The organism is Proteus sp. NMG38-2 (assembly GCF_020640995.1).
Taxonomy (GTDB): Bacteria; Pseudomonadota; Gammaproteobacteria; order Enterobacterales; family Enterobacteriaceae; genus Proteus.
Genome location: NZ_CP085481.1, coordinates 3,549,611 through 3,565,339 on the forward strand (window position 1 = coordinate 3,549,611; position 15,729 = coordinate 3,565,339).

Genomic DNA, 15,729 nt, shown 5'->3' on the forward strand with positions numbered 1-15,729 from the left:
ACACCTTCGGTGTTGTCAGGTTAAGCCTCACGGTTCATTAGTACTGGTTAGCTCAACGTATCGCTACGCTTACACACCCAGCCTATCAACGTCTTAGTCTTAAACGTTCCTTTAGGTCACTCAAGGTGACAGGGAAGACTCATCTCGAGGCAAGTTTCCCGCTTAGATGCTTTCAGCGGTTATCTCTTCCGCACTTAGCTACCGGGCAATGCCATTGGCATGACAACCCGAACACCAGTGGTGCGTTCACTCCGGTCCTCTCGTACTAGGAGCAACCCCTCTCAATCTTCCAACGCCCACGGCAGATAGGGACCGAACTGTCTCACGACGTTCTAAACCCAGCTCGCGTACCACTTTAAATGGCGAACAGCCATACCCTTGGGACCTACTTCAGCCCCAGGATGTGATGAGCCGACATCGAGGTGCCAAACACCGCCGTCGATATGAACTCTTGGGCGGTATCAGCCTGTTATCCCCGGAGTACCTTTTATCCGTTGAGCGATGGCCCTTCCATTCAGAACCACCGGATCACTAAGACCTACTTTCGTACCTGCTCGAGCCGTCACTCTCACAGTCAAGCTGGCTTATGCCTTTGCACTAACCGCATGATGTCCGACCATGCTTAGCCAACCTTCGTGCTCCTCCGTTACTCTTTAGGAGGAGACCGCCCCAGTCAAACTACCCACCAGACACGGTCCCCGATCCAGATTATGGACCTAGGTTAGAACATCAAACGTTAAAGGGTGGTATTTCAAGGTTGACTCCATGCAGACTGGCGTCCACATTTCATAGTCTCCCACCTATCCTACACATCAAGGCTCAATGTTCAGTGTCAAGCTATAGTAAAGGTTCACGGGGTCTTTCCGTCTTGCCGCGGGTACACTGCATCTTCACAGCGAGTTCAATTTCACTGAGTCTCGGGTGGAGACAGCCTGGCCATCATTACGCCATTCGTGCAGGTCGGAACTTACCCGACAAGGAATTTCGCTACCTTAGGACCGTTATAGTTACGGCCGCCGTTTACTGGGGCTTCGATCAAGAGCTTCTCCCTAAGGATAACCCCATCAATTAACCTTCCAGCACCGGGCAGGCGTCACACCGTATACGTCCACTTTCGTGTTTGCACAGTGCTGTGTTTTTAATAAACAGTTGCAGCCAGCTGGTATCTTCGACTGGCTTCGGCTCCGTCCGCAAGGGACTTCACTTACCGCCAGCGTGCCTTCTCCCGAAGTTACGGCACCATTTTGCCTAGTTCCTTCACCCGAGTTCTCTCAAGCGCCTGAGTATTCTCTACCTGACCACCTGTGTCGGTTTGGGGTACGATTGTTGGTAACCTGAAGCTTAGAGGCTTTTCCTGGAAGCAGGGCATCAATTGCTTCACCACCTTAGTGGCTCGTCATCACACCTCAGCATTAAGTGACCGGATTTGCCTAATCACTCTGCCTACATGCTTGAACCGGGACGACCGTCGCCCGGACAACCTAGCCTTCTCCGTTCCCCCATCGCAGTTACCACCAGTACGGGAATATTAACCCGTTTCCCATCGACTACGCTTTTCAGCCTCGCCTTAGGGGTCGACTCACCCTGCCCCGATTAACGTTGGACAGGAACCCTTGGTCTTCCGGCGTGCGGGTTTTTCACCCGCATTATCGTTACTTATGTCAGCATTCGCACTTCTGATACCTCCAGCATACCTCACAGTACACCTTCGCAGGCTTACAGAACGCTCCCCTACCCAACAATACATAGTATTGCTGCCGCAGCTTCGGTGCATGGTTTAGCCCCGTTACATCTTCCGCGCGGGCCGACTCGACCAGTGAGCTATTACGCTTTCTTTAAATGATGGCTGCTTCTAAGCCAACATCCTGGCTGTCTGAGCCTTCCCACTTCGTTTCCCACTTAACCATGACTTTGGGACCTTAGCTGGCGGTCTGGGTTGTTTCCCTCTTCACGACGGACGTTAGCACCCGCCGTGTGTCTCCCGTGATAACATTCTTCGGTATTCGCAGTTTGCATCGAGTTGGTAAGTCGGGATGACCCCCTAGTCGAAACAGTGCTCTACCCCCGAAGATGAGTTCACGAGGCGCTACCTAAATAGCTTTCGGGGAGAACCAGCTATCTCCCGGTTTGATTGGCCTTTCACCCCCATCCACAAGTCATCCGCTAATTTTTCAACATTAGTCGGTTCGGTCCTCCAGTTAGTGTTACCCAACCTTCAACCTGCCCATGGATAGATCACCGGGTTTCGGGTCTATACCCTGCAACTCATTCGCCCAGTTAAGACTCGGTTTCCCTACGGCTCCCCTATACGGTTAACCTTGCTACAGAATATAAGTCGCTGACCCATTATACAAAAGGTACGCAGTCACCCCATCCTCAAATGTCCCGCTTGCTTTTACTGTCAAACTGGCTCGATTTTTTAACTTCCGTTGCTCGTGTACTTCTATGTACACTGCGCGACGGCTTGAAATAATCAATCCATTTTGTAGGTAAACGCTTCGCTGTTTTCGAGTGGTTTGTCCAATCACTCAGTGCAAGGCACTTGAGTGATGGGGCTCCTACTGCTTGTACGTACACGGTTTCAGGTTCTTTTTCACTCCCCTCGCCGGGGTTCTTTTCGCCTTTCCCTCACGGTACTGGTTCACTATCGGTCAATCAGGAGTATTTAGCCTTGGAGGATGGTCCCCCCATATTCAGACAGGATAACACGTGTCCCGCCCTACTCGTCGAGTTCACAATAACAGCATCTTCAGATACGGGGCTATCACCCTTTACTGCCGGACTTTCCAGACCGTTCTCCTGATGCTGCTATTGATTAAGACTCTGGGCTGTTCCCCGTTCGCTCGCCGCTACTAGGGGAATCTCGGTTGATTTCTTTTCCTCGGGGTACTGAGATGTTTCAGTTCTCCCGGTTCGCTTCATGACGCTATGTATTCACGTCATGATAATATCCATTGGATATTGGGTTTCCCCATTCGGAAATCGTCGGTTATAACGGTTCATATCACCTTACCGACGCTTATCGCAGATTAGCACGTCCTTCATCGCCTCTGATTGCCTAGGCATCCACCGTGTACGCTTATTCGCTTAACCTCACAACCCGAAGGTGTCTCTTCTTGAAGACGTCTGGGTGGTGATGGCTATGCAGATTACATTTCGTCGTTGGGCAGTGCTCGCCATGCTCACATACTCATGTATGTTGCGCTGGCTGTGCGCTGGCCGCCTCGAACTGTAAATTGCTCGCTCATCCCACTTCGATGTCGAAAAACACATTCAAAGTTTGAGATTTTGAGAGACTCATCAATATACCTCGGTGATATATTGATTTGTTTTCAATTTTTCAGCTTGTTCCAGATTGTTAAAGAGCATAATAGTTAAAATAACTTACTAAAATTATCTTAACTATTCTCTGACTTTCATCAGACATAGTGTGGTACGCCTTTCACTCATACCGCGCAATTGGCGTCCCCTAGGGGATTCGAACCCCTGTTACCGCCGTGAAAGGGCGGTGTCCTAGGCCTCTAGACGAAGGGGACTTCAGTCAGCTTCGCAGACGCGCTTTTGCTCGTTCTTCATCAGACAATCTGTGTGAGCACTACACATAACACGTATCTCTTAGGTAAGGAGGTGATCCAACCGCAGGTTCCCCTACGGTTACCTTGTTACGACTTCACCCCAGTCATGAATCACAAAGTGGTAAGCGCCCTCCCGAAGGTTAAGCTACCTACTTCTTTTGCAACCCACTCCCATGGTGTGACGGGCGGTGTGTACAAGGCCCGGGAACGTATTCACCGTAGCATTCTGATCTACGATTACTAGCGATTCCGACTTCATGGAGTCGAGTTGCAGACTCCAATCCGGACTACGACAGACTTTATGAGTTCCGCTTGCTCTCGCGAGGTCGCTTCTCTTTGTATCTGCCATTGTAGCACGTGTGTAGCCCTACTCGTAAGGGCCATGATGACTTGACGTCATCCCCACCTTCCTCCGGTTTATCACCGGCAGTCTCCTTTGAGTTCCCGCCATCACGCGCTGGCAACAAAGGATAAGGGTTGCGCTCGTTGCGGGACTTAACCCAACATTTCACAACACGAGCTGACGACAGCCATGCAGCACCTGTCTCAGAGTTCCCGAAGGCACTCCTCTATCTCTAAAGGATTCTCTGGATGTCAAGAGTAGGTAAGGTTCTTCGCGTTGCATCGAATTAAACCACATGCTCCACCGCTTGTGCGGGCCCCCGTCAATTCATTTGAGTTTTAACCTTGCGGCCGTACTCCCCAGGCGGTCGATTTAACGCGTTAGCTCCAGAAGCCACGGTTCAAGACCACAACCTCTAAATCGACATCGTTTACAGCGTGGACTACCAGGGTATCTAATCCTGTTTGCTCCCCACGCTTTCGCACCTGAGCGTCAGTCTTTGTCCAGGGGGCCGCCTTCGCCACCGGTATTCCTCCACATCTCTACGCATTTCACCGCTACACATGGAATTCTACCCCCCTCTACAAGACTCTAGCCAACCAGTTTCAGATGCAATTCCCAAGTTAAGCTCGGGGCTTTCACATCTGACTTAATTGACCGCCTGCGTGCGCTTTACGCCCAGTAATTCCGATTAACGCTTGCACCCTCCGTATTACCGCGGCTGCTGGCACGGAGTTAGCCGGTGCTTCTTCTGCGGGTAACGTCAATTGACAAAGGTATTAACTTTATCACCTTCCTCCCCGCTGAAAGTACTTTACAACCCTAAGGCCTTCTTCATACACGCGGCATGGCTGCATCAGGCTTGCGCCCATTGTGCAATATTCCCCACTGCTGCCTCCCGTAGGAGTCTGGGCCGTGTCTCAGTCCCAGTGTGGCTGATCATCCTCTCAGACCAGCTAGAGATCGTCGCCTAGGTGAGCCATTACCTCACCTACTAGCTAATCCCATATGGGTTCATCCGATAGCGCAAGGTCCGAAGAGCCCCTGCTTTGGTCCGTAGACGTCATGCGGTATTAGCCACCGTTTCCAGTAGTTATCCCCCTCTATCGGGCAGATCCCCATACATTACTCACCCGTCCGCCGCTCGTCAGCAAGAAAGCAAGCTTTCTCCTGTTACCGCTCGACTTGCATGTGTTAGGCCTGCCGCCAGCGTTCAATCTGAGCCATGATCAAACTCTTCAATTAAAAGCGTTTGATGCTCAAAGAAATCGAAAACTTAGCTATTCATAAATGAATTTACTTTTGTTGTTCACTCTTCAAGACTTGATACATCTAATATTTTAGAAGATATCGTCTCTGCGAGTGCCCACACAGATTGTCTGATAATTTGTTAAAGAGCAGTGCAACATTCGCTGCCGTTTCCGGTCTTCTGCGTTGTTGCGAGGAGGTGCATTCTACATCTTCCTCATTCAGTGTCAAGCGTTTATTTTCAAGGCTTTTCACTTTTTTTCTTTGTTCTCTCAGTCAGTTCGCTTAGCGCCCTGTTCCGTGACAACGAGGACGCATTATAGGGAGTTTTCTGAGGCTGGCAATAGTTTTTTTTAAAAAAATGATCGTTTGTTGGTAAATTAAACGAAGTGCTTATTTTTTGTGGCTTTTTAGCCATTTTGGCAAGTCTGCAAGGCTATCAAGAACAAAATCTGCACACTCTTGTGCTTCTTCTGTTATCTCTTTTCCTGTACGAACTAGAATTTTATGACCAACACCTGCATTTTTTGCTGCCAACATATCTTCTTTTTTATCACCGACCATATAAGAAGAAGCCATATCGATATTTAATTGCGCTTTAGCATCCATAAACATACCAGATGCAGGTTTACGGCAATCACATGCTTTCTTATATTCTTCTACACTTGCATCAGGATGATGAGGGCAATAATAGATACCGTCTAAATCAACGCCTCTATCCGCTAAAGACCAATCCATCCACTCTGTTAAGTGTAAAAATTGATCTTCACTATAATAGCCTCGACCAATACCTGATTGATTGGTGACTAATACTAAGGCATAACCCATAGCTTTTAATTCAGCCATTGCCTCAATAACACCATCGATAAATTCAAAGTTATCAATTTCAGATACATAACCATGGTCTATATTAATAGTTCCATCGCGATCTAAGAAAATCGCTGAAATCCCCTTACTCACAGCACATTACTCCATTTAGATATTTTTATTAGTATCGCATGTTTTTTCTTATATAGAGAATGATATCCATGGCTTTCTTTCTTTATTAGTCTTCTACTCTTTTTTATTGACTTGGCCGTCTAGACGCCTTAACATCTATTTTAACTCGGGCAGAATAGTCTTTATGTCCCATATCTACTTATATAAAGAAAAACATGATTAAACTGACGAATATAAACAAAGTATTTAAGCAGGGAGAGCGTTCTATACAGGCGCTATCAAATATAAACCTGCATGTGCCACAAGGGCAGATTTTTGGTGTTATCGGATCGTCAGGAGCGGGTAAAAGTACACTTATACGTTGCGTAAATATGTTAGAGAAACCAACTTCAGGTGAAGTATTGGTTGATGGACGAGATCTCACAAAATTATCAAATAAAGAATTAACAAAAGCACGCCGCGGTATTGGCATGATTTTCCAGCATTTCAACTTACTGTCCTCTCGTACCGTATTTGATAATGTCGCATTGCCATTAGAACTTGATAATACGCCACGAGCTGAAATCAATAAGCGTGTTAATGAATTACTAGAATTAGTTGGTTTATCTGATAAGAAAGAGTATTACCCAGCTAACTTATCTGGTGGACAAAAACAACGTGTTGCAATAGCACGCGCATTGGCAAACTCACCTAATGTTTTATTGTGTGATGAAGCCACTAGCGCACTAGATCCGGCAACAACACGTTCTATTTTAGAATTATTGAAAGATATTAATCGTCGCTTAGGCCTCACTATTTTATTAATTACTCATGAAATGGACGTTGTAAAACGTATTTGTGACCAAGTTGCGGTTATTAGTGGTGGCGAATTAGTTGAAAGTGATGCCGTCAGTGAGGTTTTCTCACACCCTAAAACGCCTGTTTCACAAGCTTTTATTCAATCAACACTACAATTAGATATTCCTGAAGACTATAAAGAACGCTTGAAGCCAGAGTGGGAGGAAGGTTTATTCCCATTATTGAAACTTGAATTTAACGGTCAATCTGTAGATGCACCATTGATGTCTATCGTTGCACGTCGTTTTGACGCTGATATTAATATTTTAAGTTCTCAAATGGACTATGCCGGTGGTGTGAAATTTGGTGTGATGTTAGCAGAACTACACGGTAAGAATGGTAACACGGAAAAGTCGATTGCGTTTTTAGAAGAGCATCATGTGAAAGTAGAGGTTCTCGGTTATGTCTGAAGGAATGATTTATTTATTAATTAGTGGGATCTGGGAAACCTTAGTCATGACCTTTGTTTCAGGCTTCTTTGGTTTTGTTATCGGATTACCTTTGGGGGTTTTACTCTATGTTACGCGTCCTGAACAAATCATGGCAAACCCACCTGCCTACCGGATTATTTCAGCACTCGTCAATATTTTTAGGGCAATCCCTTTTATTATCTTATTAGTATGGATGATCCCTTTTACACGTATGGTCGTGGGGACGTCAATTGGCTTGCAAGCAGCCATAGTGCCATTAACTGTTGGCGCAGCACCATTTATTGCACGTATGGTAGAAAATACACTATTAGAAATCCCTCAAGGATTAATTGAAGCATCCCGATCTATGGGTGCAACGCCAATGCAAATTATTAAGAAGATTTTATTACCCGAATCTTTACCTGGCTTGATTAATGCAGCAACCATTACTTTAATTACATTAGTGGGTTACTCCGCAATGGGAGGTGCTGTTGGTGCCGGTGGTTTAGGTCAAATTGGCTACCAATATGGTTACGTTGGCTATAACGCTACAGTAATGAATACAGTCATTGTTCTACTCGTTATTCTTGTTTTTATCATTCAGTTTTTCGGCGATCGCTTAGTGAAGCTGACAACACATAAATAAATAGATTGAAGGTTTCTATTATTAATAACGAAACCTTTTAATTAACAGATCAATAAGGGTAAATGTATGTCATTGAAATTTAAATCGCTCGCAGTTGTAAGTGCTTTAGTTGGTGCATTGGCATTAGCTGGTTGTGGTGAAAAAGAAAAAGATCCAAACCATATTCGTGTCGGCGTTATTTCAGGCTCAGAACAACAAGTCGCTGAAGTAGCGAAACAAGTTGCTAAAGATAAATATGGTCTTGATGTAGAACTCGTTACTTTCAATGACTTCGTCATGCCTAATGAATCATTAAGTCGCGGTGATATCGACATTAATGCATTCCAACATAAACCTTATTTAGACCAACAAATTAAAGATCGTAATTACAAAATAACAGCTGTAGGAAATACATTTATTTACCCTATCGCGGGTTATTCTAAAAAGATCACTGATTTAGCCGATTTACCTGATGAAGCACAAGTGGCTATTCCTAATGATCCAACAAACTTAGGTCGCTCACTGCTGTTATTAGAAAAAGTTGGGTTAATTAAATTAAAAGATGGTGTAGGTCTGTTACCTACCAAGCTTGATATTATTGAAAACCCTAAAAAATTACAATTAGTTGAATTAGAAGCACCACAATTACCTCGCTCATTAGATGATCAAAAAATCTACTTAGCGGTAATTAACACTACTTATGCAAGCCAAGTCAATTTAACACCAGCAAAAGACGGTATTTTTGTTGAAGATAAAGACTCACCATACGTAAATATCATTGTTGCTCGTGAAGACAATAAAGACAGCGAGAATGTGAAGAAATTTATTCAAGCCTATCAAACTGATGAAGTGGATAGTGCTGCCAATAAAATTTTTAACGGTGGTGCAGTAAAAGGCTGGTAATACGTCAATATTTAACTTAATTATAAAAAAGGCGGACATTTGTTCGCCTTTCTCTTTTTTACTTGGCTAATTTGCATTAAATTATAGCCGTTTAATTTTTGTATAGACAATAATAAAGAGGATATAACCCATGCACATGCGCTTGCTACTTATTGGCATCATGGCGCTGTTTATGACAGGTTGTTCAATGCAGAATTCATCTGATGTTGATCAGTCTAAATTTACGGATATGCGTTTAAATAAACCAGGACAACCCCAAAAACCAAGATCACAAACATTACCTTCAGTGCGTATTGTTGAAAAAACAGAAGACCTTTTAGGTGCTCCGTTTAAAGATCTCGGTATTGTTGCCGGTGAATCTTGCCGTCAAACATTACAAGATCCACCAGCAAGTTTACCTATTGCTAAAAAAAGAATGGCGACCAAAGCAGCTTACAAAAATGCCAATGCTGTTTTATTGCATGAATGCCAAATTGTCACTGGTTTAGGTTGCTACCAATCTGCCATTTGTGAAGGCACCGCATTACTCATTACAAAATGAATACCTACCAAATGAATCCTATAGGGCATATATCAAGTCCTTATAAAGAAAAATTTGCCGTTCCACGCCAACCTGGGTTAATCCAGGATGGCGGCGGCCAACTTATTCTACATGCACCTTATAATCACCCAGATGCAGTTCGAGGCTTAGAACAATTTAGTCATCTTTGGCTGATTTTTGTTTTTCATCAAACAGCACAACAGGGTTGGCACCCTTTAGTTCGCCCCCCAAGGCTTGGTGGGAATGCCAAAATGGGTATTTTTGCAACCCGCTCAACTTTTCGTCCCAATCCCATCGGCATGTCTTTAGTCGAATTAAAAAAAGTAAACACACAGAACCAGTCTGTTATTTTAGACTTAGGCAGCCTTGATTTAGTTGATGGAACTCCTGTTCTTGATATTAAGCCTTATTTACCCTTTGCAGAGTCTCGACCAAATGCGATTGCTGGTTTTGCACAAGAAGCACCAGCTAATGAAATGCCGGTCTTCTTTTCACAACTCGCTTTAGAACAACTGCAACATTATGCGAACGAATATCCTCATCTTTCGCGTTTTATTACTCAAGTATTACAACAAGATCCTCGCCCTGCTTATAAAAAAAATGAGCAAAGTGATAGGATCTATGCGGTGCATTTGCTTGAATTTAATGTTCGCTGGCAAGTGAATGGGCAACAGACACTTGTTCTTGATATTGAACCGCGGTAACTTGCTACTATCTTCATTGATATTGCTATCATGAATTATCCAATCTGAACGTCATTCTCGTTGTCTTTAAACAAATCAGATTGAAAAAAATGCTTTGCCCCTTTTGGCAGACCTAAGTCACTGGTAGACTAAAGTCTTTCTCTAATTATATTGATGTAGACTGGCGTGACAGTCAGCCTAAGTATTTTTGTTCTAATGGAACCTAATAATGCGTACTAGCCACTATTTGCTCTCTACTTTAAAAGAGACACCTGCTGATGCAGAAATTGTCAGCCATCAACTTATGCTTCGCGCAGGCATGATCCGTAAACTCGCTTCTGGTCTTTATGATTGGATGCCGACAGGGGTTCGTGTTCTGAGAAAAATTGAAAAAATTGTTCGTGAAGAGATGGACAATGCAGGATCACTTGAAATTTCAATGCCCGTTGTTCAACCCGCTGATTTATGGTTAGAAAGTGGTCGCTGGGAGCAATATGGCCCTGAATTACTGCGTTTTGCAGACAGAGGCGAGCGCCCATTTGTTTTAGGCCCAACCCACGAAGAAGTTGTTACTGATATTGTTCGTAATGAAATTACCTCTTATAAACAACTTCCACTGAACTTATATCAAATTCAAACTAAATTCCGCGACGAAGTACGCCCTCGTTTTGGTGTTATGCGCTCTCGTGAATTTATCATGAAAGATGCTTACTCTTTCCATATCTCTCAAGAGTCTTTACAAGAGACTTACGACAGAATGTACGAAGCTTACAGCAAAATTTTCTCTCGTATTGGTTTAGATTTTCGTCCAGTGCTTGCAGATACAGGCTCTATTGGTGGTAATGCCTCTCATGAGTTCCAAGTTTTAGCGGACAGCGGTGAAGATGATATCGTCTTCTCTACTGGCTCTGACTATGCAGCTAATATCGAATTAGCAGAAGCAGTAATGCCTGCAACTCCAAGAGCTACCGCGACTGAAGAATTACGTTTAGTAGATACACCAAACGCTAAAACAATTGCTGAATTAGTTGAACAATTCAATTTACCAATTGAAAAAACAGTTAAAACACTGATTGTTCATGGTACGAAAGAAAGTGGTCACCCATTAGTTGCATTATTAGTTCGTGGCGACCACGAGCTTAATGAAGTTAAAGCAGAAAAATGCGCTATCGTTGCGGCACCTTTAACTTTCGCGACTGAAGCTGAAATTCGCCAAGCTGTAAATGCAGGTCCAGGTTCATTAGGCCCAGTTAATCTGCCACTACCAGTTATTATGGATCGTTCTGTCTCTGTAATGAGTGATTTTGGTGCTGGTGCAAACGTTGATGGTAAACACTATTTTGGTATCAACTGGGAGCGTGACCTGCCTGTTGCTGAAATTGCTGATATCCGTAATGTTGTTGAAGGTGATCCAAGCCCAGACGGTAAAGGAACATTACTGATCAAACGTGGTATTGAAGTTGGTCATATTTTCCAACTTGGCACAAAATACTCAGAAGCATTAAAAGCAACGGTACAAAACGAAGAAGGTCATAACCAAATCGTGACTATGGGTTGTTATGGTATCGGTGTAACTCGTATTGTTGCTGCCGCTATTGAACAAAACCATGATGCTCGCGGTATTATTTGGCCTGATGCGATTGCACCATTCCAAGTCGCTATTTTACCAATGAATATGCATCGTTCTTATCGCGTTAAAGAAGTTGCTGACAGACTTTATGACGAATTACGTGCTCAAGGTGTTGATGTTCTGTTTGATGACCGTAAAGAGCGTCCGGGTGTGATGTTTGCTGATATGGAACTTATTGGTATTCCACACACTATCGTGATTGGTGATCGTAATCTAGACAACAATCAAATCGAATATAAAGCGCGTCGTAGTGATGATAAATCACTAGTCAATGTTGACGATGTTGTTGCCTTTATTAAAGAGCAACTCGCTTAATTATTAGGCTCCTTATCTTTAAGGGGCTTGATTGATAAATAACAAGCGTGTCCTCTCAGACACGCTTGTAACTATAATCAGAATAATATATCAATCGCCGATTACATCTTTTTTATACGTTTCCTTCCAGCCCTAACTTCCCGAACAAAGTCATATACCGCTGATAATCACTCATTTCAACATATTGAGGTTCTTTGACCCAAATCATTATAATAGCGTAGTTAGCTGTTTTTATCAGAATGATCTAGTAATAAATAGAAATTAAAACGAGTATGTTATTTATTATTTCGTTATATAAATGGCGATTTTAACTCACTATTTTTCTATTATTTTAAATTTACATAGGAAATATTATGAAAAGACTTGGAGCAATAGTTGGTATTATTTTTATATTATCTGGATGTGGAACAATAAATAGAGCAAGGAGTAGTAATGATTATTACCGAGGTACTAATACTGATGTCGAAGTTATTAATGAACCTTATATTTGGTTAGTTACTCTGGGAATGTACCCTATATTCTCAATTATCAGTTTACCTATTGATGTTGTCCTTGATACCGCCCTTCTTCCCGTTGATCATGTGATAAAAACCCAGAAAGAAAAGGCACACACCGAAGAGCGCAATAGACATAAACAAGAAACTGAAAGTATCTCAGATGATCAGCAACATTTAACGTTAACGCCTTCCACTCCCCCCTCTCCAGTTTCTCCTACTCATGAGCGCTGGCTAGAGAACAATACAAAATAAGTTATTATTGTAATATCTTTAAAAATAATAGGTTATTTAAAATACATTACGAAAAGGAAATTATTTAGATAATGCAGTAATAGGAAATTTCTTTGATATATTAAAAATAAAATTTTTTATACAAAGTAATTTAAAGAGATAGATGAGTTAGAAAAATACTTTATGAATATATCAAGCACAATAATACTGTACAGATAAACTTAAAATGAAAAGACTGAGTTCAGCTCAATACCGAACTCTGTCTTTACTCAACTCATTTTAACTGTCTAATAAACGCAAGGCTATTCAATAAGCGATTTTTTTATTAAAACAAAACCGCTAAAACTTAACTTCTGCCACCACGATGGTTTCCGCAAGAGCCATGGCGATTAAAACGAGGTTTTTCATCAGTAACCACTAAAGCTCGATCATATTTACCATCTTCCATTGAAGGACGAATGCTGTAATAACCATTAACTTCGAGGTAAACAGGTGTTCCACCATCAACACCGGTTGAGAAATAGCCTTTTTCTAATTCAATACCATTTGCTGCGTAAACACGTCCTGATTGGCAATCTTTAAATGTTCCAGCATCAGCAAAATAGGTAAACTCGCCAGCAAGCTGTTTAGGCTGAACCTTAGCTAAAGTATAATTTAGTTCTGAATTAATGACGTTGCCATCAATATCAAGCATGACTAATTTATCTTCACGAGGTAAATAATAGCTCTTTTCACCGTAACTATTAGTCAACGTCAGCTTATCTTTACCTAATACCCATGTTCCTGATTCAAAGAAACTACGTTTATCATCAGGTGAACCTTGGTAGCTTTGCTCCATGACATAAGAGCCATCTTGATTAACAAGAATTGTGGTGTCGATACCAGAACAATCGGCACACGGCAGAATACTGTTGTAAGTTTGGTCTACAATTTTTCCATCAAGTGATAAGCCAATATTATTTTGGCAACCTGATAGTACAAATAACCCAGCAGCAACGGCTGCAAATAAAAATTTTTTCCCCATCATCGACTCCCTACATTCTGGGTACTTTTTAATAAATCATTCTCAATATGATTCTAACATTTTTTAAAATAAAAGGGGGTAATAAAATACGCTTTAAGATAAATGCACCTATAATTGTCAGTTATTTCTCAAATCACTTCGAATAAAGAACTATTTCAGAAAATTATTATAATAACTATTGTGCTCACATCGAATAACAGCATAATGATTTTATTCTGAATTATTCACTGGCGGCTACACCGCCACGAAAGAGTGGTGAGGGAATATGTCAACAAATACAGAATATCAACCAATTAACTGTGATGATTACGAGTATCTGGAGTTAGCATGCCAACGTGGTTTAGCACTCCATATTGAATTACATGATGGTAAGCTTATTGAAGGCATTGCTGATGATCTTTTCTTAAGCAAAAAGGTTGAATACCTAAAAATTAAGACGTCTGAAGGCTCTAAAGATTTACGACTGGATATCATTGCCAGTTTTTCTAATCCCGAACTTGGGACTATTGTTATAAAATCGGAATAACCGAATAAGGAACAGCCGCCAACCGGCGGTTGTTCGTTAATGAGCCTCTCGCCACTCAATAGTAATCGCATATTCTGATGTTGCTTTTCCCTCAAAAGTCACAAATGTATTAAGAGCAGCAATTAACGTGTCATTATAATAAATCAAAGGAATTCGTGTCCTACGCCAAGGTGCAACGTCAAGCTCTTGCCAAATCTTTTTACTATGCCGAGCATGTTCTCGTCCAACAATACGCAAAGATGTTTGTGTCAAACCAAAACGAACGGTAACTTTTTCATCCTTTGAAGGCGCTCTAACAGTATTTTTGCCTGTTGCAGTTGTTAGTGATAAAACCCCTAATCCACTAGGTAAAGACAGTGATTGAGTAAGTGACCATTCAATAATTTTATTAACAGGATCATCAATTATTGGTACAAGATAAAGGCGTTGTTTATAACGTCTCACTTCATCTTGATAAAATTGTAACTTAGGCTCTGCATCGGCTTTGGCTAAAGCAACTTCCTGCCATAATCGTAAAATTTGTTGTCTAGAAGGCATAGTTTTATTATGTTGAGCAAACCAACGTCTTAATAACGCATTACGCTTTATCACACTACAAAGAGCAAGTTGCTTGATGTCTAAACTGTACTCGCTATCCATTAAAGCATTAAGTTCTGGCTCCAAAAGCTCATCCAATAGGGCTTCTTGCTCACCACACAGTGCCGCACTGCGAGTCACCGATTGCGAAAAATGGGGCCATCGCTGCGTTAATAATGGCATAACTCGTAAACGTAAAAAATTACGATCATAACGGTCATCTTGATTACTATCGTCTTCTATCCAATCTAGTCCTTGTTCAGTAGCATAAGATTCGATTTGCTCACGCGTAATATTGAGTAATGGTCGAAGTAAATAGCTATTTTCAAATACCATTTTTGCTGGCATTGAAGAAAGCCCTGATGGGCCACTACCTCGCTTTAAAGCCAGTAAAAAAGTTTCGGCTTGATCATCTTGATGTTGAGCAGTCACTAACACTTGTTGTGGCTGTAAATATCGACGAAAGGCTTGGTAACGCGCCTCTCTTGCACCATTTTCAAGACCGCCTTCTTTAGGATCTACATTTACTTTTTCACTGATAAAATCGACACTCCATTGCTGACAACATTGTTCACAATGAGCAAGCCAGTCATCTGCTTTGATGTTTAATCCATGATGAATATAGATAGCGGTTAATTCTAAAGGTAATTGGAATTCATCACGTAAACGTACAAGCCCTTGCAATAAAACGGTGGAATCTACTCCGCCACTAAAGCCCACCAAAATTTTAATGTGAGGATCAATGCGCAGTTTGATTTCTTTAAGAAGTGAGTCATATTCCTGTTTCATCGCTTTATCATTTATCAGTGAATTCAGGTGATTATGT

11 protein-coding genes, 1 tRNA gene and 2 rRNA genes are annotated in these 15,729 nt (G+C 42.1%); 8 read left to right on the forward strand and 6 right to left on the reverse strand.

The genetic code is table 11. From position 1 onward, the window contains the following. Positions 1-16 precede the first annotated feature (16 nt). The 4 genes from LG402_RS16880 to gmhB all read right to left on the reverse strand — a co-directional run bounded on the left by LG402_RS16880 (position 17) and on the right by gmhB (position 6,126). Positions 17-3,093 (reverse strand): 23S ribosomal RNA (locus LG402_RS16880). Between the two features lie 367 nt (positions 3,094-3,460). Next, positions 3,461-3,536, reverse strand: a tRNA-Glu gene (locus LG402_RS16885). Between the two features lie 84 nt (positions 3,537-3,620). Then, positions 3,621-5,163, reverse strand: a 16S ribosomal RNA gene (locus LG402_RS16890). Together the 16S and 23S rRNA genes with 1 tRNA gene alongside form the textbook arrangement of a ribosomal RNA operon. 396 nt (positions 5,164-5,559) lie before the next feature. Next, positions 5,560-6,126: a D-glycero-beta-D-manno-heptose 1,7-bisphosphate 7-phosphatase gene (gene gmhB / locus LG402_RS16895; protein ID WP_166539351.1), complete on the reverse strand. Its 567-nt coding sequence runs from the start codon at positions 6,124-6,126 to the stop codon at positions 5,560-5,562. Between the two features lie 194 nt (positions 6,127-6,320). Between gmhB and metN the strand changes: the two genes are divergently transcribed. From metN to LG402_RS16930, 7 genes are all read left to right on the forward strand, one after another. After that, on the forward strand, positions 6,321-7,352 hold the full coding sequence (gene metN / locus LG402_RS16900; protein WP_227336005.1) for a methionine ABC transporter ATP-binding protein MetN: 1,032 nt from the start codon (positions 6,321-6,323) through the stop codon (positions 7,350-7,352). Next, entirely contained in the window at positions 7,345-7,998 is a 654-nt protein-coding gene (locus LG402_RS16905; protein WP_036933988.1) for a methionine ABC transporter permease MetI, read from the forward strand. The genes metN and LG402_RS16905 overlap by 8 nt, the downstream gene beginning before the upstream one ends. A gap of 66 nt (positions 7,999-8,064) precedes the next feature. After that, positions 8,065-8,880: a MetQ/NlpA family lipoprotein gene (locus tag LG402_RS16910; protein ID WP_036933990.1), complete on the forward strand. Its 816-nt coding sequence runs from the start codon at positions 8,065-8,067 to the stop codon at positions 8,878-8,880. Between the two features lie 130 nt (positions 8,881-9,010). Next, positions 9,011-9,421, forward strand: a complete 411-nt coding sequence (gene rcsF / locus LG402_RS16915) for an Rcs stress response system protein RcsF (RefSeq protein ID WP_166539353.1) — start codon at positions 9,011-9,013, stop codon at positions 9,419-9,421. Next, complete coding sequence (gene tsaA, locus LG402_RS16920) at positions 9,418-10,125, forward strand: tRNA (N6-threonylcarbamoyladenosine(37)-N6)-methyltransferase TrmO (RefSeq protein ID WP_227336006.1); 708 nt, start codon at positions 9,418-9,420, stop codon at positions 10,123-10,125. The genes rcsF and tsaA overlap by 4 nt, the downstream gene beginning before the upstream one ends. Before the next feature lie 208 nt (positions 10,126-10,333). Then, positions 10,334-12,049 carry a proline--tRNA ligase gene (proS, locus tag LG402_RS16925; protein WP_166539355.1) on the forward strand — a complete coding sequence of 572 codons (1,716 nt, stop codon included), beginning with the start codon at positions 10,334-10,336 and terminating at the stop codon, positions 12,047-12,049. A gap of 353 nt (positions 12,050-12,402) precedes the next feature. After that, entirely contained in the window at positions 12,403-12,798 is a 396-nt protein-coding gene (locus tag LG402_RS16930; protein WP_109409050.1) for a YceK/YidQ family lipoprotein, read from the forward strand. Positions 12,799-13,123: 325 nt separating this feature from the next. On the opposite strand, the gene nlpE is transcribed toward LG402_RS16930, so the two are convergent. Continuing rightward, complete coding sequence (gene nlpE, locus LG402_RS16935; protein ID WP_109409051.1) at positions 13,124-13,804, reverse strand: envelope stress response activation lipoprotein NlpE; 681 nt, start codon at positions 13,802-13,804, stop codon at positions 13,124-13,126. A 262-nt stretch (positions 13,805-14,066) separates the two neighbouring features. On the opposite strand from nlpE, the gene LG402_RS16940 reads away from it, so the two are divergent. Continuing rightward, the gene (locus LG402_RS16940; RefSeq protein WP_109409052.1) at positions 14,067-14,327 is read left to right on the forward strand and encodes a Rho-binding antiterminator; all 261 of its coding nucleotides are present in this window, start codon (positions 14,067-14,069) and stop codon (positions 14,325-14,327) included. A 36-nt stretch (positions 14,328-14,363) separates the two neighbouring features. Here the strand turns inward: LG402_RS16940 and tilS are convergent, their stop codons facing one another. Next, the gene (gene tilS / locus LG402_RS16945; protein WP_166539357.1) at positions 14,364-15,692 is read right to left on the reverse strand and encodes a tRNA lysidine(34) synthetase TilS; all 1,329 of its coding nucleotides are present in this window, start codon (positions 15,690-15,692) and stop codon (positions 14,364-14,366) included. Between the last annotated feature and the right edge of the window lie 37 nt (positions 15,693-15,729).